Annotated in this window: 19 protein-coding genes; 3 read left to right on the top strand and 16 right to left on the bottom strand. The window is 68.6% G+C overall.

Features of this window, described 5'->3' with window-relative positions; genetic code table 11:
• Positions 1-61: 61 nt before the first annotated feature.
• The 3 genes from rplT to infC are packed head-to-tail and all read right to left on the bottom strand — an operon-like array spanning position 62 to position 1286.
• Positions 62-445 carry a 50S ribosomal protein L20 gene (gene rplT, locus Q5716_RS05770; protein ID WP_305002137.1) on the bottom strand — a complete coding sequence of 128 codons (384 nt, stop codon included), beginning with the start codon at positions 443-445 and terminating at the stop codon, positions 62-64.
• Positions 446-460: 15 nt separating this feature from the next.
• Positions 461-655: a 50S ribosomal protein L35 gene (gene rpmI / locus Q5716_RS05765; protein ID WP_305002136.1), complete on the bottom strand. Its 195-nt coding sequence runs from the start codon at positions 653-655 to the stop codon at positions 461-463.
• On the bottom strand, positions 648-1286 hold the full coding sequence (gene infC / locus Q5716_RS05760; RefSeq protein WP_305002969.1) for a translation initiation factor IF-3: 639 nt from the start codon (positions 1284-1286) through the stop codon (positions 648-650). Before infC ends, rpmI begins: the two co-directional genes overlap by 8 nt.
• Positions 1287-1521: 235 nt before the next feature.
• Between infC and Q5716_RS05755 the strand changes: the two genes are divergently transcribed.
• The gene (locus Q5716_RS05755) at positions 1522-1860 is read left to right on the top strand and encodes a DUF1844 domain-containing protein (protein ID WP_305002135.1); all 339 of its coding nucleotides are present in this window, start codon (positions 1522-1524) and stop codon (positions 1858-1860) included.
• A 9-nt stretch (positions 1861-1869) separates the two neighbouring features.
• Here the strand turns inward: Q5716_RS05755 and Q5716_RS05750 are convergent, their stop codons facing one another.
• From Q5716_RS05750 to Q5716_RS05725, 6 genes are read right to left on the bottom strand one after another with little or no spacing between them, the layout of a single operon-like run.
• Positions 1870-2625, bottom strand: a complete 756-nt coding sequence (locus tag Q5716_RS05750) for an SseB family protein (RefSeq protein ID WP_305002134.1) — start codon at positions 2623-2625, stop codon at positions 1870-1872.
• Position 2626: 1 nt separating this feature from the next.
• Positions 2627-3376, bottom strand: coding sequence for a bifunctional 1-(5-phosphoribosyl)-5-((5-phosphoribosylamino)methylideneamino)imidazole-4-carboxamide isomerase/phosphoribosylanthranilate isomerase PriA (priA, locus tag Q5716_RS05745; RefSeq protein WP_305002133.1), 750 nt, complete (start codon positions 3374-3376; stop codon positions 2627-2629).
• Positions 3373-4008, bottom strand: a complete 636-nt coding sequence (gene hisH, locus Q5716_RS05740) for an imidazole glycerol phosphate synthase subunit HisH (protein WP_305002132.1) — start codon at positions 4006-4008, stop codon at positions 3373-3375. Before hisH ends, priA begins: the two co-directional genes overlap by 4 nt.
• 2 nt (positions 4009-4010) lie before the next feature.
• The gene (gene hisB / locus Q5716_RS05735) at positions 4011-4613 is read right to left on the bottom strand and encodes an imidazoleglycerol-phosphate dehydratase HisB (RefSeq protein WP_305002131.1); all 603 of its coding nucleotides are present in this window, start codon (positions 4611-4613) and stop codon (positions 4011-4013) included.
• Entirely contained in the window at positions 4610-5707 is a 1098-nt protein-coding gene (locus Q5716_RS05730) for a histidinol-phosphate transaminase (RefSeq protein ID WP_305002130.1), read from the bottom strand. Before Q5716_RS05730 ends, hisB begins: the two co-directional genes overlap by 4 nt.
• Positions 5708-5745: 38 nt before the next feature.
• On the bottom strand, positions 5746-6135 hold the full coding sequence (locus Q5716_RS05725; RefSeq protein ID WP_305002129.1) for a LysM peptidoglycan-binding domain-containing protein: 390 nt from the start codon (positions 6133-6135) through the stop codon (positions 5746-5748).
• 269 nt (positions 6136-6404) lie between these two features.
• On the opposite strand from Q5716_RS05725, the gene lexA reads away from it, so the two are divergent.
• Positions 6405-7109 carry a transcriptional repressor LexA gene (gene lexA, locus Q5716_RS05720; protein WP_305002128.1) on the top strand — a complete coding sequence of 235 codons (705 nt, stop codon included), beginning with the start codon at positions 6405-6407 and terminating at the stop codon, positions 7107-7109.
• An 86-nt stretch (positions 7110-7195) separates the two neighbouring features.
• On the opposite strand, the gene metE is transcribed toward lexA, so the two are convergent.
• The 3 genes from metE to hflX form a co-directional block, all read right to left on the bottom strand.
• A complete protein-coding gene (gene metE / locus Q5716_RS05715) occupies positions 7196-9511 on the bottom strand; it encodes a 5-methyltetrahydropteroyltriglutamate--homocysteine S-methyltransferase (protein WP_305002127.1) in 2316 nt (771 codons plus the stop codon).
• Positions 9508-10485 (bottom strand): methylenetetrahydrofolate reductase, encoded by a 978-nt coding sequence (locus Q5716_RS05710; protein ID WP_305002126.1) that lies wholly within the window; start codon positions 10483-10485, stop codon positions 9508-9510. The genes metE and Q5716_RS05710 overlap by 4 nt, the downstream gene beginning before the upstream one ends.
• A gap of 130 nt (positions 10486-10615) precedes the next feature.
• On the bottom strand, positions 10616-12148 hold the full coding sequence (hflX, locus tag Q5716_RS05705; protein WP_305002125.1) for a GTPase HflX: 1533 nt from the start codon (positions 12146-12148) through the stop codon (positions 10616-10618).
• Positions 12149-12191: 43 nt separating this feature from the next.
• Between hflX and Q5716_RS05700 the strand changes: the two genes are divergently transcribed.
• Positions 12192-12839 carry a class I SAM-dependent methyltransferase gene (locus tag Q5716_RS05700; protein ID WP_305002124.1) on the top strand — a complete coding sequence of 216 codons (648 nt, stop codon included), beginning with the start codon at positions 12192-12194 and terminating at the stop codon, positions 12837-12839.
• Here Q5716_RS05700 and dapF read toward each other — a convergent pair.
• From dapF to Q5716_RS05680, 4 genes are read right to left on the bottom strand one after another with little or no spacing between them, the layout of a single operon-like run.
• Entirely contained in the window at positions 12836-13711 is an 876-nt protein-coding gene (gene dapF / locus Q5716_RS05695) for a diaminopimelate epimerase (RefSeq protein WP_305002123.1), read from the bottom strand. The genes Q5716_RS05700 and dapF overlap by 4 nt on opposite strands.
• Before the next feature lie 3 nt (positions 13712-13714).
• The gene (gene miaA / locus Q5716_RS05690) at positions 13715-14632 is read right to left on the bottom strand and encodes a tRNA (adenosine(37)-N6)-dimethylallyltransferase MiaA (RefSeq protein ID WP_305002122.1); all 918 of its coding nucleotides are present in this window, start codon (positions 14630-14632) and stop codon (positions 13715-13717) included.
• An 11-nt stretch (positions 14633-14643) separates the two neighbouring features.
• Positions 14644-16179: a tRNA (N6-isopentenyl adenosine(37)-C2)-methylthiotransferase MiaB gene (gene miaB, locus Q5716_RS05685; protein ID WP_305002121.1), complete on the bottom strand. Its 1536-nt coding sequence runs from the start codon at positions 16177-16179 to the stop codon at positions 14644-14646.
• A gap of 41 nt (positions 16180-16220) precedes the next feature.
• Positions 16221-16949, bottom strand: a complete 729-nt coding sequence (locus tag Q5716_RS05680) for a regulatory protein RecX (protein ID WP_305002120.1) — start codon at positions 16947-16949, stop codon at positions 16221-16223.

The following is a 16949-nucleotide window of genomic DNA, read 5'->3' as shown; positions in this document are numbered from 1 at the left end:
CAGCCTATTGCGCAGTGGTGTGCAGGGCCTGTCGGCTCGCTGAACTCTGCGTTACGGCGACTCAGGCGACCTTGGGCGCGTTCACGTCGCTCGGCAGCGCCGCCTTGGCCGTCGCGACGAGCGCGGCGAACGTGGCGGGCTCGCTGACCGCGAGGTCGGCGAGGATTCGGCGGTCGACCTCGACACCCGCGAGGCCGAGGCCCTGGATGAAGCGGTTGTACGTGAGGCCGTTGGCGCGGGAGGCGGCGTTGATGCGCTGAATCCACAGGCGGCGGAAGTCGCCCTTGCGCGCACGACGGTCGCGGTACGCGTAGACGAGGGAGTGGGTGACCTGCTCCTTCGCCTTGCGGTAGAGGCGCGAACGCTGCCCGCGGTAGCCGGACGCGCGCTCGAGGATGACGCGACGCTTCTTGTGGGCGTTGACAGCCCTCTTGACTCTTGCCATTTTCTGTCCTGACCCTTACTTGCCGAGAAGCTTCTTGATGACCTTGGCGTCCTGCGGAGCGAGCACCTCGTCCTGGTTGAGGCGGCGCTTGAGCTTGCCGCTCTTGACCTCCAGGTTGTGGCGCATACCCGCCTGCTGCTTCATGACCTTGCCGCTGCCGGTGACCTTGAAGCGCTTCTTGGCACCGGAGTGCGTCTTCTGCTTAGGCATCCTTCTCTTCCTTCGTGTTTGCGTCTGCCGCAGCGGACTCGTCCGCTGCCACATCGGGGGCTGCCTCGCGCGGCGCCTTGTTGGCGGCCTTACGGGCCTCGGCCTCGGCCTTCGCCGCTGCCTTCGTCTTGTGGGGGCCGATGACCATCACCATGTTGCGACCATCGATGGTGGGGGTCGACTCGACCGAGCCGAACTCGGCGACATCCTCGGCGAAGCGCTGCAGGAGCCGCACGCCCTGCTCGGGGCGGGACTGCTCGCGACCGCGGAACAGGATCATGGCCTTGACCTTGTCCCCGGCGAGGAGGAAGCCCTCCGCGCGCTTGCGCTTCGTCTCGTAGTCGTGCTTGTCGATCTTGAGGCGGAACCTGACCTCCTTGAGGATCGTGTTCGCCTGGTTGCGCCGGGCCTCCTTGGCCTTCTGAGCCTCTTCGTACTTGAACTTGCCGTAATCCATGATCTTGGCGACGGGAGGCTTGGAATTGGGAGCAACCTCGACCAAATCCAGATCGGCCTCCTGAGCGAGACGCAGGGCGTCTTCGATGCGGACGACGCCGACCTGCTCGCCGTTGGGGCCGACGAGTCGGACCTCCGGTACGCGGATTCGGTCGTTGGTACGGGGATCGCTGATGCGGAACTCCTCTGTCTACGTGGTGGTTGCGGCGGTCGCCGCGAGGCACGGAAGAGGAAATAACACGGTCGCAGTACTGCGCCGCCCACCCTTGATGCTGCCCTCGGGCTCGCGCTCGAGAACGGGGTGCAACTACCCGATAGCCTAGAGAGGCGGCTAGCAGGTGGGAGAATCTCCACTTTCGCTGTCCGGGCACGTGCCCGGAGCCTGCACAAGGATAGCAGAAGGATGCCCCATGAACGACGCCACCGACGAAATCCGTGACATCTCGGAGGTGCCGGCAGTCGAACTCATCAACACGGTCTCCGTGCACCTCATGAGCGCCGCCGCCGTCAAGCTCGGTCTCGGCGACACCGATGACGCGGCGGCGGAGATCGATCTCGACGAGGCTCGCAAGCTCATCACCGCACTGGCCGGGCTCGTTACCGCAGCCGCACCGGAGATCTCCGACAGCCACGCGCGCCCGCTGCGCGACGGGCTGCGATCCCTGCAGCTCGCCTTCCGCGAGACGTCGAGCATCCCGGATGCCCCGGGCGCCGGTCCTGGCGAGAAGTTCACCGGCTCCGTGGTCTAGCCGCTCGGCCTAAGCCGCGCCGACCAACTGGACCTTCATCGTGTCGACGCGGTCGGCGATGATCTCGCTCGAACTCCAGCGTTCCCGGAGGCGCAGCAGGAGCGAGTCGAGGGATGACCGGTCGAGTCCTTCCTCGAGCGCGAGGCGCACGACGAGCTCGGGACCGGCGAGCCGGGCATCCGGATCACCCGGAGCCAGCGTCACCGCACGCACCGCGAGCTCGGGCTCGGCGGCGCGGAGGAATTCCTCGAGTACTCGCTCGTCGAGGTAGCACGGCACCCACGCCTCCGACCGGGCGATGGCCCACAGGGCGGGGCGGCGCACTGCGAACTCCGTCGGTCCCGTCGGGTCGAGGACGACGACGTCCGTGCCCTCGCTCGCGGCCGCGAGAGCAACTCGGGGCGCGGCGGCGGGAATCGGGCGGGCGAGCGCGTTCCACGCGCCCATCGCCGATACGGAGGTGAACGCGGGCTGCACCGTGCGCCCGTCCGGGCCCAAGACGCGAACGATCGAGAGCTCCTGCGACTTGTCGACCAGGTGCCCGTGCTCGGTGACCCCGGAGTCGCCGAGCTCGGCGACGAGCGGGATGAGAAGTCGAGACTCTCGGAGCGCCTCGACGACCTCTGCCTCGCCGACCTCCCGCGCCCGGAAGCGCCGGATCGCCTCGATGAGCCGGGGTGGCGCGGAGCCGTCGTCGTCGGCGCTCGGATTCGGCTCGAAGTGCCGCCCCTCCCAGGGGACCCCGGCGCTGTCGGTGCCGGCCACGTCAGTCGGAGGCGACGTCGAGCGCCTCGGCGAGGGTGAACGCCTTCGCATAGAGGGCCTTGCCGACGATCGCCCCCTCGAGACCCAGCGGCACCAGCTCGCGGAGAGCAGCGATGTCGTCGAGGGTCGCCACGCCGCCCGAGGCGATCACCGGGCGGTGAGTGCGCTCCATGACGGCGGTCAGGAGCTCGAGGTTGGGCCCCTTCAAGGTGCCGTCCTTCGTGACATCCGTCACGACATAGCGAGCGCAGCCCGCCTCCTCGAGCCGGGCCATGACGGCCCACAGGTCGCCGCCGTCCTGCGTCCAGCCTCGAGCCGCGAGCGTTGTGCCGCGCACATCGAGCCCGACCGCGATCGCCTCGCCGTACTCGGCGATGACATGGGCCGCCCACTCCGGGTTCTCGAGGGCAGCCGTGCCGAGGTTGATGCGCTTGGCTCCCGTCGCGAGTGCTGCTTCGAGGCTCGCGTCATCCCGAATGCCACCGGAGAGCTCGATGTTGACGCGCTTCGGGGTCGCCTTGATGACCTTCTTGATGATCGCGTGGTTGTTGCCACGGCCGAAAGCCGCATCGAGGTCCACGAGATGGATCCACTCGGCACCCTGCTCGATCCACTCCTGCGCCGCATCGACGGGTTCGCCGTAGCTCGTCTCCGTGCCCGCCTCGCCCTGGGTGAGACGAACGGCTTTGCCGCCCGCCACGTCGACGGCGGGAAGCAGCTCGAGCCGCGGGGTGGTGTTGAACTCGCTCACAAGGTTTCCAGCCAATTCTTCAATAGTCGGATGCCCGCCTCGCCCGACTTCTCCGGGTGGAACTGCGTCGCCGAAAGCGGGCCGTTCTCCACCGCTGCGAGGAACCGCGAACCGTGCTCGGCCCACGTCAGTCTCGGGTGCGGGAACGGGTCATGCACCTCGAGGCTCCAGACCTGGGCCGCGTAGGAGTGTACAAAGTAGAAGCGCTCGTCGCGAATCCCCGCGAAGAGACGGGAGTCCTCGGGCGCCTCGACGGTGTTCCAGCCCATGTGCGGGAGGATCGGGGCATCCAGCTCCGTCACTACCCCCGGCCACTCCCCCAGTCCGGGTGTGTCGTTGCCGCGCTCGACGCCGTGCTCGAAGAGCACTTGCATGCCGACGCAGATGCCGAGCACCGGCCTGCCGCCGGTGAGCCGCTTCTCGACGATCGCGCCGCCGCGGACGGCGGTGAGGCCGGCCATGACCGCCGAGAACGCCCCGACGCCGGGGACGAGAAGGCCATCGGCCGCCTCCGCGACCGATCGGTCCGCGCTCAGGGTGACGCGGGCTCCCGCGAGCTCGAGCGCCTTCGCGGCCGAGTGGATGTTGCCCGAGCCGTAGTCGAGGATGACGACGGAAGGTGAAGCGGTCACGGTCAGAGAGCGCCCTTGGTCGACGGGATGCCCGAAACGCGGTCATCCCGAGCGACGGCGAAACGGAATGCCCGCGCAAAAGCCTTGAACTCGGCCTCGGCGATGTGGTGCGGGTCGCGGCCCGAGAGCACCGTGACGTGCACCGTGAGCCCCGCGTTGAACGAGATCGCCTCGAACACGTGGCGGACCATCGATCCGGTGAAGTGACCGCCGATGAGGTGGAGCTCGTAGCCCGCGGGTTCACCGGAGTGGACGAGGTAGGGTCGGCCCGAGACATCCACGACCGCCTGCACGAGCGCCTCGTCGAGCGGGACGAGCGCGTCGCCGAAACGCGAGATTCCGGCCTTGTCGCCGAGTGCCTCGCGGATCGCAAGACCGAGGGCGATGCCGATGTCCTCGACCGTGTGGTGGACGTCGATGTGGGTGTCGCCCGTGGCCTTCACCGTGAGATCGACGAGCGAGTGCTTGGCGAAGGCCGTGAGCAGGTGGTCGTAGAACGGCACGCTCGAATCGATCGTCGACGAGCCGGTGCCGTCGAGGTCGAGGGTCAGCTCGATGCTCGACTCGCTCGTCTCGCGGCGGATCGTGGCGACGCGGGAAGTCATGGCGCCATCCTACCGAGGTCGCCTGCGGCCCCGAGGCGCGCGAGCGCGTCGAGGAAGATCGTCGTCTCCGCGTCTGTGCCCGCCGTGACCCGCAAGTGGTTCGGGATGCCGACGTCTCGGATGAGGATGCCCTCCGCAAAGAGGGACTCGAAGACCGCATGCGGATCCGCCACTCCCCCGAAGAGCACGAAGTTGGCGGCGCTCTCGTGCGGTGTATAGCCGAGCGCGGGAAGCGCGGCGATCATCCGGTCGCGCTGCGCCTTGATGTCGTCGACCATCGCGAGCATCTCATCGGCGTGGGCGAGCGCCGCGACGGCTGCGGCCTGAGTGAGCGCGGAAAGGTGGTACGGGAGGCGTACGAGACGGAGGGCGTCGATCGCGGCGGGATCGGCGGCAAGGTAGCCCACGCGCGCGCCCGCGAACGCGAAGGCCTTGCTCATCGTCCGGCTGACGAGCAGACGTGGCCGGTCCGCGAGGAGCGAGAGCGCCGTCGGCCCGTCCTGGAACTCGGCGTACGCCTCGTCGACGAGCAGGATGCCCGGCGTCGCGTCGTATGCCGCCTCGATAACGTCGATCCCGAGCGGTGTCCCCGTGGGGTTGTTCGGCGAGCACAGGAACACAATGTCGGGCCGCTCCCGCTCGATCGCGCTGGCGACCGTCGCAGCGGACAGTCGGTAGTCGGTGTCGCGCTCGGCCGTCACCCAGCGGGTTCCGGTCCCGTCGGCGATGATCGAGTGCATCGAGTACGTGGGAGGGAAGCCGAGCACGGAGCGGCCCGGCCCTCCGAACGCCTGCAGCACGTGCTGAAGGACCTCGTTCGAGCCGTTCGCCGCCCAGATGTTCTCGGGTGCGAGCCCGTGGCCGAGGTAGGCGGCGAGGGACTCGCGCAGCTCGGTGAACTCGCGGTCGGGGTAGCGGTTGACTCCCAGCACGGCTCGGGCGACGGCGGTCACGATGTCCGTCGCTACGCCCTCGGGGATGGGGTGCGTGTTCTCGTTGACGTTCAGCTGCACCCGCACGTGCTCCTGCGGCGCACCGTACGGGGTCTTGCCCCGGAGGTCGTCGCGGATCGGCAGGTCGTTCAGGCTCGTCACCCGACAAGCTTAGGGCGACCAGGTGCCGCCCCTCGTGACTACGGCAGGTACTGGACCGGAATCGCGAGCTCCTGGCCCGCGTACACGTCCGCCGATCCCAGGTTGTTGAACGCGATGATCGCGTCGATGACCTCGCGGGGATCAGCCGTCGGGGCGATCGACTCGGCCAACTGCCAGAGCGACTGACCGGCATCCACGGTCACGTAGGCGAACGTGACGTTCGCGTCGTCCAAGGACGCCGTCGCTCCCCCGCCGTTGAGGGTGAAGAAGAAGAAGGCAGCGATCACGAGTGGTGCGGCCGCGAGTGCGAGCAGCACAGCGCGGCCGCGTCGAGTGAGGCGCAGTCGCGGTCGCGCGGCGACGGGACGCACCGGCGTGCGCGAGGACAGGGCCGGGTAGCCGCTTGCGCTGAAGGTCGCCGTGGTCATTGTCGTGCTCCTCATGTCCAAGCCGACGCTCTCGCGCCGGACGGGGTTTCGTATCCGGTTCTCGGCCGGGAGCACCGGATACGAAGTCTTAGTAGCTCTGTTCCGAACATAGCTTCGATTTACATCGAAATCAAGTCCATCTTCGAGTGCACCACCGACATTGCGCCGACACACTCGAATATGTGTTTGTTTTCGCTCCTCTAGCCGGATACAGTTTCGAGGGAGCCACCGACATCGGTGCTCGACCGGTATCGGGGAGGAAACAGACCGTGGACGACGAGCAGAACACTGCGGGCGCGACGGATCGCGCCGAGCGGCCGGGCACACGGCGGCGCAAGAGCCTGAGCGACAAGCAGCTGGCCATCCTCGACGTGATCCAGCGGTCCGTCGCATCCCGGGGATATCCGCCGAGCATGCGCGAGATCGGCGACGCCGTCGGCCTCGCCTCCCTCTCTAGCGTGACGCACCAGCTCAACCAGCTCGAGCTCAGCGGCTACCTGCGCCGCGACCCGAACCGACCGCGCGCCATGGAGGTCCTCATCGACCTCCCCGAGCTCGAGACGGAGGCCGTCGTCGATACTGGCGCGCCCTCCGTTGGGGACGCAGCGCTCGTGCCGCTCGTGGGCCGCATCGCCGCGGGCATCCCGATCACGGCCGACGAGCAGGTCGACGAGGTCTTCCCGCTCCCCCGCCGGCTGGTGGGCAAGGGCGAGCTCTTCATGCTGAAGGTCGTCGGCGAGTCGATGATCGACGCCGCCATCTGCGACGGCGACTGGGTCGTCGTGCGCCAGCAGCACGACGCCATCAACGGCGACATCGTCGCGGCGATGCTCGACGGCGAAGCCACTGTGAAGGTGTTCAAGCAGCGCGACGGCCACACGTGGCTTCTGCCCCGCAACTCCTCCTTCGAGCCGATCCTCGGCGATGACGCCGAGGTGCTCGGCAAGGTCGTGGCGGTACTGCGCGCCGTCTAGGCTCGATCGCGCGCCGAGTGTTCCGATTGTGTCGGAATGAGGATGCTCATAGCGACGAAATCGGAACACTCGGCGATGTCGCGGGGCTAGACGCCCGCCTTCTCGCGCGCGGCGCGCGTGGCGGCGAGAACGTTGGACAGTGACTGCACCGTCTCGTCGTAGCCGCGGGTCTTGAGGCCGCAGTCCGGGTTCACCCACACCTGGCGCTCCGGGATCGAGCCGAGCGCAATGTCAATGAGCTCGCTGACCTCCTCGATCGACGGCACGCGCGGCGAGTGGATGTCGTAGACGCCCGGGCCGATGCCGCGACCGAAGCCGCTGCGCTTGATGTCGGGCACGACCTCCATCTTCGAGCGCGCCGCCTCGATCGACGTCACGTCAGCATCGAGGCGGTTGATGGCGTCGATGACGACGCCGAACTCGGAGTAGCAGAGGTGCGTGTGGATCTGGGTGCGGTCCTCGACGCCAGCGGTCGCGAGGCGGAAGGACCCGACAGACCAGTCGAGGTAGTCCTCGTGGTCCTTCTTCTTGAGCGGCAGCAGCTCCCGCAGCGCCGGCTCATCCACCTGAATGATGCCAATCCCGGCCGCTTCGAGATCCTCGATCTCGTCCCGAAGGGCGAGTGCGACCTGGTTGGCCGTATCGCGGAGCGGCTGGTCGTCGCGCACGAAGGACCAGGCGAGAATCGTGACCGGCCCGGTGAGCATCCCCTTCACCGGCTTGTCAGTGAGGCTCTGGGTGTAAGTCGACCACTCGACGGTGATGGGCGCGGGACGAGAGACATCCCCCCAGAGAATCGACGGGCGCGTACAGCGCGAGCCGTAGGACTGCACCCAGCCGTTCTGCGTGACCGCGAACCCGTCGAGGTTCTCGGCGAAGTACTGCACCATGTCATTGCGCTCGGGCTCACCGTGCACGATGACGTCGAGGCCGATCTGTTCCTGGAGCTCGACGACGCGGCGGATCTCGGCGCGCATCGCCTCGGTGTACTCCTCGGCCGAGATATCCCCGCGGACGAGGGCGGCGCGCGTCTTGCGGATATCGCCGGTCTGCGGGAACGAGCCGATCGTCGTCGTCGGGAGGAAGGGCAAGTGCAGCGCCTCCTCCTGAGCCGCGAGCCGGGCCGCGTAGTCGCCCCTCGAGAAATCCGCCGCGGTGAGGGATGCCGCGCGCTCGCGCACCGCGCCGTCGCGCACTCCGGCTGCCGAGTGCCGCGCGGCCAGAGCATCCGTCGCCGCATCCAGCTCCGCCTGGATGGCCGCCTTGCCCTCCGTCAGGCCCTTCGCGAGAGTGGCGACCTGGGCGACCTTCTGGTCGGCGAATGCCAGCCAGCTCTTCAGCCAGTCCTCCAGGAGCGGCTCGTCGTCGACGTCGTGCGGCACGTGGAAGAGGCTCGTCGACGTCGACACCGCGACCGCGGGACTCAGCCCGCGCAGCGACTCGAGCGAGGAGAAGGCGGCAGCGAGATCGCCGCGCCAGACGTTGTGGCCGTCGACGACACCGCCCACCAGGACCTTGTCGGTGGTGAATCCCGACGGCAGGTCGCCCTTCACCAGGTCGAGCCCGATCGCCTCGACGGGCGTCGCGGCGAGCACCGGGAGCGCGTCGTCCAGGGAGGCGTACGGGGCAGCGACGAAGATCGAGGGCCGGACGGCTGCGGCACCGAGCGCCTCGTAGGCGCGCGTCGTCGCCGAGAGCACCGCATCCCGCGGCGAATCGATGCTCTCGCTCACGAGAGCGGGCTCGTCGAGCTGAACCCACTCGGCACCGACCGCGGTCAGCGCGGCGAGGAGCTCCGCGTACACGGGGAGCAGGTCGTCGAGGCGGTCGAGCGGCTGGTAGCCGTCGGGCGCACCCACGCTCGGCTTGCTGAGGAGCAGGAAGGTGACCGGCCCGACGATAACCGGGCGGGTGCGATAGCCGCTCGCCGTGGCCTCGGCGACCTCCCGGACCAGGCGATCCGAGGCGAAGCGGAAGACGGTCTCCGGTCCGATCTCCGGCACGAGGTAGTGGTAGTTGGAGTCGAACCACTTCGTCATCTCTGCCGGAGTGTCCTGGCCCTCACCGCGGGCGATCGTGAAGTAGCCCGCGAGGTCGACGGACCCGTCGGCGCCCACGAGGCGCTCGAAGCGGGTCGGCACGGCACCCACGGTGACCGCCGCGTCGAGCACCTGGTCGTAGTAGCTGAACGACTCGGGGATCGACGAGTCGGAGCGACCGAGGCCGAGCGAGACCAGTCGCTCGCGGGTCGCGGCGCGCAGCTCCGCCGCCGTCGCCTCGAGCTCGTCGACGGAGATCTTCCCGGCCCAGAACGCCTCGACGGCCTTCTTCAGCTCCCGTCGACGGCCGATGCGCGGGTACCCCAGGATCGTTCCTGTGGGAAAGGGCGTGGTGCTGGTCATGCGGTTTCCTTCTGTCGTGGAGCGGGAGAGGGGTTGACGCTGTCGCCGACGAGCCCGACGCCGCGGAGAACCGCGAGGGGCGCCTCGTGCTGGTTGAACGTGTACAGGTGCAGTCCGGGGGCGCCGCCCTCGAGCAGGCGCCGCCCGAGCTCGGTCGCGTGCTCGACGCCGACGCGGGCCTGAGCTGCGGCATCCGGGGCGTCGGCGAGTCGACGCTGGAGGTCGACGGGCACGGCCTCGCCGGTCAGCTCGAGAATCCGCTCGAGCCGACGCGGGCTGAGCACCGGCATGATCCCCGGAAGGATGCGCATCGCGACACCCGCGGCACGCGCTCGATCGACGAAGGACAGGTACTCGTCGGCGTGGAAGAACAGTTGCGTGATCGCGAGGTTGGCACCCGCGGCCTCCTTCGCGAGGAGGGTGTCGAGATCCTGCTCGACGGAGCGGGACCGGGGATGCCCGTTCGGAAACGCCGCGACCGCGATCGTGACCTTCTCACCGCTCGAGAGGCGCTTCGCCCCCGGAAAGCCGGGGACGTCGGAGAAGGCGAACGGCACCCGCTCCTTCTGGACGCGGTGGATGAGCTGCACGAGCTCCCCCGCGCTGCCGAGGTCGCCGAGGAAGTCGTCATCCTCGCTCGAGCCGACCGGCGGATCGCCCCGCAGGGCAAGGAAACTCGTGACTCCGGCGTCGAGGAATTCGCGGATGAGTTGGCTCGCCTCCGCGTAGGAGGAGCCGACGCACGTCAGGTGCGCCATGGGCTTGACCTCGGTATTGCGGAGCATGTGGGTGAGCACCGAGAGGGAGAGACCGCGCGTCGAACCGCTCGCACCATAGGTGACGGAGATGAACTCGGGCCCCGCCGCAACGAGCTCGGCGATGGAGGCATACAGCGCCGCCTCGGCGTCGGTCGAGCGCGGCGGGTACAGCTCGAACGAGAATGTCCGGTCGGGACAATCAGGTTCCGTGGTCACTCTCACCCTCCGGTCGCACACGCGTGCTGGACTCCGAGCGGGCGGGTGCCGGGCTCGGCGGTCGCACCTGTCGAGGGCGGTGCCCTGACTCGATCAAGTCTAGGCACCGCCCTCCCGGGATGTCCTCGTGTTACGAGGTGCGGAACGCCTCCAGCTCCGAGAGCCGGGCGGGATGCACGAGCGCCCGGACTCGGGTGCCCTCCTCCTCGTACTCCGTCGTGAGCACCCGGCCCTGGACGTGGAGCCGCGAGATGAGCTCCCCGCGGTCGTAGGGCACGAGCAGCTCGACCTCGACCTCCGGCGACGGGAGCAGCTCGGCGATCCGCGCGAGGAGTTCGTCGATCCCCTCCCCGGTTCGCGCAGAGACGAACACGCCGTCGGGCTCAAGCCCGCGCAGCAGGAGCCGCTGGTCCTCATCGGCGAGATCGGCCTTGTTGAAGACCACGATCTCGGGGATGTCTCGCGCCCCGACCTCTCCGATCACATCGCGGACGGTGGCGAGCTGACCCGCCGGATCCGGGTGCGCCGCATCCACCACGTGCACGATGACGTCGGACTGGCCGACCTCCTCGAGCGTCGAGCGGAATGCTTCGACGAGCTGGTGCGGCAGGTTGCGCACGAACCCCACGGTATCAGCGAGCGTGAACACCCGGCCATCGTGAGTCGTCGACCGACGGACGGTCGCGTCGAGCGTGGCGAACAGAGCGTTCTCGACGAGCACTCCTGCTCGCGTGATGCGGTTGAGCAGACTCGATTTGCCGGCGTTCGTGTACCCAGCGATCGCGACGCTCGGTACCTCGAAGCGCGTGCGGTTCGCCCGCTTCGCCTCGCGCGCGGGCGCGAAGCCCTTGATCTGCTTGCGCAGCTTCGCCATGCGGCTGTGGATGCGACGCCGATCGAGCTCGATCTTCGTCTCACCCGGACCACGGCTGCCCATTCCGTTCCCCGCGCCGACCTGGCCACCGGCCTGCCGGGACATCGACTCACCCCAGCCGCGCAGTCGCGGCAGCAGGTACTCGAGCTGGGCGAGCTCGACCTGGGCCCGGCCCTCGCGGCTCGTGGCGTGCTGGGAGAAGATGTCGAGGATCACGGCCGTGCGGTCGATGACCTTGACCCTGACGATGTCCTCCAGGGCACGGCGCTGGCTCGGAGCCAGCTCGGTGTCAGCGATCACGGTGTCCGCGCCGGTGGCCGCGACCACTCCGCGAAGCTCCTCCGCCTTGCCCTTGCCGAAGTAGGTACTGGGGTCGGGGTGCGGCCGGCGCTGCAGGAGTCCGTCGAGGACGACGGCGCCGGCGGTCTCCGCGAGGGCGGCGAGCTCCCGGAGGGAGTTCTCCGCATCCTGCAGCGAGCCGCCCGAGTACACGCCGATGAGGACGACGTTCTCGAGTCGCAGCTGACGGTACTCGACCTCCGTGACATCCTCGAGCTCCGTCGACAGGCCGGAAACGCGGCGAAGGGCAGCGCGCTCCTCGCGATCGAACTGATCGCCGTCACGGGCGTCGTCGTACTGGGAGTCGTCCTGCAGCGCGAGCGCAGAACCCGATCCGAAGATCGACACGTCGGCCGATTTCGAGGATCCCGCCGCGAGCACGCGGTCGACGTCGTGGCCGGTCGCGTCGTCGCGGATGCGGGTGTCGTCGTGCGAAGTATCTGGCGTCATCAGTGGTTAACCCTATTTCTCTCGACTTCGGTAAGTTCTCTGCATGGCCAACGAGCACTACTTCTCTTCGACCCCAGGAAGTGAGCTCAAGCCACGCACGATTCGTGTGACACTCGCCGGCGCCGATCGCGAGGTAGTGACCGCCGGCGGTGTGTTCAGTCCCGATCGCATCGACACGGGAACCCAGGTGCTTCTCGCGGGAGTTCCCTCTCCGCCACCGGGTGGCAACCTTCTCGATCTCGGTTGCGGCTGGGGTCCTATTGCACTGACCCTGGCGATCGAATCACCTCACGCGACGGTGTGGGCAGTGGACGTGAACGAGCGCGCACTGGACCTGGTGCGCGCAAACGCCGAAAAGATGTCCATACCCAACCTTAACGCGGTTCTGCCGGATGATGTTCCCGACGACGTCACTTTCACCACTATCTGGTCTAATCCGCCCATCCGCGTCGGCAAGAACGAGCTCCACGGCCTCCTTCAGCGCTGGCTGCCTCGCCTTGAGCGGGGTTCGGATGCCTGGCTCGTTGTGCAGCGCAATCTCGGCTCCGACTCGCTCCACCGGTGGCTCCAGTCGAGCTTCCCCGGGGACTTCTCCTTCGTGCGCGCTGCCACCAATAAGGGATACCGACTTCTGCGGGCAAGGCGCCGGACTGGGATGACCGAGCCGATCGACATCATCCCCGTCGACTAGACCGTCAGTTCTCCGTCGAAGACCAGCTCCGCCGGCCCACTGAGAGAGACGTGCTCGCCGTCCTCGGCGGCGAACATCCGCACGCCAACGGTGCCGCCGGGGACGTCCACCCGCCACTGGTTCGGAGCGCCCTCGCCCGCCCAGTAGCGCGTCGCGAGCGCCGCAGCGACCGCACCGGTTCCGCAGGACAGGGTCTCCCCGCTCCCGCGCTCGTGGACTCGCATCCGGATGTGGCCGACGCCGTCCCTCACGAGCGGGTCAGCCGCGACGACGAACTCCACGTTGGCCCCGTCGACGGGCTCAGGGTCGAGGACCGGGATGTACGACAGGTCGGCGCTCTCGAGCTCCTCGTCGCTCGCGAGGGCGACGACGACGTGCGGGTTGCCGACATTGATGCCCAGCCCGGGGCGCGCCACCGGGAGCTCCTTGGCGCGAACGAGCGGCTCTCCCCCGTCGAGGGCCCAGCGACCGAGGTCGGCCTGGAAGCCGTTGGTCGCCAATTGGACGTCCCTCACGCCGCTGCGCGTGCCGACGGCCAATGTCTCTCCCGGCGACAGATCGGCGAGTCCGTTGTCGAGAAGGAACCGTGTGAAAACGCGGATGCCGTTTCCGCACATCTCCGCGATCGAGCCGTCGGCATTGCGGTAGTCCATGAACCACTCCGCATCAGGGTCCTCGGCGAGAGCCGCCGCGCCCTCCGGCAGGCTCCGACTGCGAACGGCTCGAAGGACGCCGTCGGCACCGACTCCGAAGTGGCGGTCGCAGATGGCCGCAACCTGCGCGGGAGTGAGGTCGAGCTCGCCGTCGGGGTCGGCGTAGAGCACGAAGTCGTTGCCCGTGCCGTGGCCCTTGGTGAACGCGAGAGTCGCCATCCCTCAATCCTGCCCTATGCTCGCGAGCGCACCGGAGACGAGGCCGGGGTCGTCGTAGTCGAACCAGATCGCGTCGGCGTACCGGCGGAACCAGCTCACCTGACGACGTGCATAGCGTCGCGTGAGCGCCGCCGTCTGCGCCATGGCCTCCTGCCCCGAGAGCTCCCCGTCGAGCTCGGCGAGGGCCTGCGCGTAACCGATCGCCCGGCTCGCTGTCACGCCGAGCCCGTGGGCGCGCAGCCCGCGGACTTCGTCGAGAAGCCCCTCCTGCCACATCCTCTCGACTCGCGCGTCGAGGCGGGCGACGAGTTGCTCGCGAGGCGCTCGGAGAGCGATCACCGTGGTGGGCCGCCACGGATCGCCGGCCTCCGGCAGCCCGGCTCCGAAGGGCTCGCCGGTGAGCTCGATGACCTCGAGGGCTCTCACGATCCGCCTCCCGTTGTGCGGACCGATGGATGCCGCCGCCTCGGGGTCGAGCTCGCTCAGCCGGGCGAACAGGATTCCCGGCCCCCGCTCCGCAAGGTCGGCCTCGAGCCGTTCACGGACCACCGGGTCGGTGCCCGGGAAGCGGAAATCCTGGATGACGCTCGAGACGTACAGGCCCGATCCGCCGACCAGGATCGGGACGGCACCGCGCTCGAGGATGCCGTCGATCGCGAGCCGGGCATCCGACTGGTAGTCGGCGACGGATGCCTCGTCCCGGGGATCCAGAACATCGAGCATGTGGTGCGGGATGCCGCGGCGCTCCCCCACGGCGAGCTTGGCGGTGCCGATGTCCATGCCGCGGTACAGCTGCATGGCGTCGGCGTTGACGATCTCGGCCGAGCGCCCGTGGCGCGCGAGCCCCTCGGCGAGATCGAGGGAGAGCTCGGACTTGCCCGTGCCCGTCGCGCCGACGATCACGACGACGGCGTCTCGCACGGTGACCTCGCTCAGCGCAGTCCGTCGCTCGTGTCGTAGATCGGGGTGGTCGCAACTCGGAGCCCCGGGAGACCGAGCGAGACGCGGGCCGCTCCGGCAGCGCTCGCGCCCGCGGGAGCGGGGACGGCGCAGGACTCGGCCTCGGCACGATCCCAGGCGTCGCCGGACCGCGTGCGACGGATCTCCAGCGGACCCTGCTCCGCGGCGATGAGGTAGTAAGGCGCGGCGCGCGTGATCTCGACCGTCACCATGTCGCCGGGGCGCGGAACTGCGCTGCCCTCGGGAACGTCGAAGTGCACGAGCCGCGAGTCCTGGGCGCGCCCCGACATGCGGTGCGTCGTGCCATCCTTCTTTCCGTCGCCGACCGTGACCATCACCTCGACTCGTGAGCCGACGAGCTTCGCGTTCTCCTCGGCGGAGATGCGGTCCTGGAGCGCGACGAGCCGGTCGTAACGCTCCTGCACGATCGCCTTCGGCACTTGGCCCTCCATCGTCGCTGCGGGAGTGCCCTGGCGGATGGAGTACTGGAAGGTGAACGCGGAGGCGAAGCGCGCTTCCTCGACGACGCGGAGGGTCTCCTGAAAATCTTCCTCGGTCTCGCCCGGGAATCCGACGATGATGTCGGTGCTGATCGCCGCGTGCGGGATGCGAGAGCGGACCCGGTCGAGGATGCCCAGGAACTTCTCGGAGCGGTACGACCGGCGCATGGCCTTGAGGATGCGGTCGGACCCCGACTGCAACGGCATGTGGAGCTGCGGCATCACGCTCGGGGTCTCCGCCATTGCGTCGATGACGTCGTCGGTGAAGGCCGCCGGGTGGGGGCTCGTGAAGCGGATGCGCTCCAGCCCCTCGATCTGGCCCGCGGCGCGCAGGAGCTTGCCGAAGGCCTGACGGTCCCCGAACTCGACGCCGTAGGAGTTCACGTTCTGCCCGAGGAGGGTGACCTCGATAGCACCGTCGTCGACGATCGCCTGGATCTCGGCGAGGATGTCACCCGGTCGGCGGTCCTTCTCCTTGCCGCGCAGCGACGGGACGATGCAGAACGTGCACGTGTTGTTGCAGCCGACGGAGATCGACACCCAGGCGCTGTGCGTGGACTCGCGTCGGGTCGGGAGCGTCGACGGGAACACGTCGAGCGACTCGAGGATCTCGAGCTGCGCCTCGCCGTTGTGACGGGCGCGCTCGAGCAGAGTCGGTAGCGAGCCCATGTTGTGCGTACCGAACACGACGTCCACCCACGGCGCCTTCTCGAGGATGGTTGCTTTGTCCTTCTGGGCGAGGCACCCGCCGACAGCGATCTGCATTCCCTCGTGGACCCGCTTAGTCGCGGCGAGCTGGCCGAGGTTGCCGTAAAGCTTGTTGTCGGCGTTCTCGCGCACCGCGCACGTGTTGATGACCACGATGTCGGGCTCCACGCCGTCGGCCCGCACGTAGCCCGCTGCCTCGAGCGAGCCGCTCAGTCGCTCGCTGTCGTGCACATTCATCTGGCAGCCGAAGGTGCGCACCTCGTAGGTGCGCGGGGCGGACACGGGGGCGGCCTGGCTCATGCCTCCATGGTAGAACGGCGGCCCCCTGGCGCGTGCAGCGCCTAGCGGAACACCGGTCCCGCTGCCGCGCGAGACAGCGCTCGCGCCACGACGGCCTGGACCACGGCGCCCGAGTATCCCTTGCGCATCAGGAATGCGCCGAGCCTTCGCTTGGCGGTCTCGTCGTCGAGCGAGCGAAGCTGCCCGGCGCGCTTTTCAGCGAGAGACAGCGCACGGGCGAACTCGTCATCATCGAGGTCCTCGAGTGCGGCGTCGACGGCCTCGCCGTCGAGCTTGCGGCGGCGCAGCTCCGCGACGAGTGCTGAGCGTCCGAGCCCCTTGCGATCCCGCAGCGTGCGGATGAGGGTCTCTGCGAGGGCGAAGTCGTCAAGGAGTCCGACGCCGAGGAGTCGGTCGATCTCACCCTCCACCTCGTCGAGAGCGAATTCACGGCCGAGGAGGTACTCGCGCATCTCGGCCGTGGACATCCCCCGACGACCGAGAGCGTGCATGCTCACATTGTTGATGCGCTGGAAGCGCCCCGGCTCTTCGGATCGGCGCGACTTCTCCACCGTCTCCGAGCGACGAGCGACGATCTGATCGGCTTCCTCGGCGAGATGGCGGACAACCTCTTCCTGCGAGCGAGCGAGCCGTGGCGCTGCCGAGGTGGACGCGACCGGCGGGGCGACCGACGGCGAGGCGACGGAGTCCGGGGCATCCTGGGCGGTCGGTGCCGGAGCGCCGAACAGCCAGGTCACCGGAGCGAGTCGCTCGCCGTCGGTCGACGCCAC

This window comes from Antiquaquibacter soli (assembly GCF_030580675.1).
Taxonomy (GTDB): domain Bacteria; phylum Actinomycetota; class Actinomycetes; order Actinomycetales; family Microbacteriaceae; genus Rhodoglobus; species Rhodoglobus soli.
Note: the sequence above shows the minus strand (reverse complement) of the source record. Positions and strands in the feature narration are given on the sequence as shown.

What these genes read in the sequence shown, in the direction of transcription:
- Q5716_RS05725 (WP_305002129.1), bottom strand. Translation starts at nt 6,135, where the DNA reads ATGACCACGGCGACCTTCAGCGCAAGCGGCTACCCGGCCCTGTCCTCG.
- dapF (WP_305002123.1), bottom strand. Translation starts at nt 13,711, where the DNA reads ATGGCGACTCTCGCGTTCACCAAGGGCCACGGCACGGGCAACGACTTC.
- hisB (WP_305002131.1), bottom strand. Translation starts at nt 4,613, where the DNA reads ATGACTTCCCGCGTCGCCACGATCCGCCGCGAGACGAGCGAGTCGAGC.
- Q5716_RS05755 (WP_305002135.1), top strand. Translation starts at nt 1,522, where the DNA reads ATGAACGACGCCACCGACGAAATCCGTGACATCTCGGAGGTGCCGGCA.
- miaB (WP_305002121.1), bottom strand. Translation starts at nt 16,179, where the DNA reads ATGAGCCAGGCCGCCCCCGTGTCCGCCCCGCGCACCTACGAGGTGCGC.
- rplT (WP_305002137.1), bottom strand. Translation starts at nt 445, where the DNA reads ATGGCAAGAGTCAAGAGGGCTGTCAACGCCCACAAGAAGCGTCGCGTC.
- hflX (WP_305002125.1), bottom strand. Translation starts at nt 12,148, where the DNA reads ATGACGCCAGATACTTCGCACGACGACACCCGCATCCGCGACGACGCG.
- metE (WP_305002127.1), bottom strand. Translation starts at nt 9,511, where the DNA reads ATGACCAGCACCACGCCCTTTCCCACAGGAACGATCCTGGGGTACCCG.
- rpmI (WP_305002136.1), bottom strand. Translation starts at nt 655, where the DNA reads ATGCCTAAGCAGAAGACGCACTCCGGTGCCAAGAAGCGCTTCAAGGTC.
- Q5716_RS05700 (WP_305002124.1), top strand. Translation starts at nt 12,192, where the DNA reads ATGGCCAACGAGCACTACTTCTCTTCGACCCCAGGAAGTGAGCTCAAG.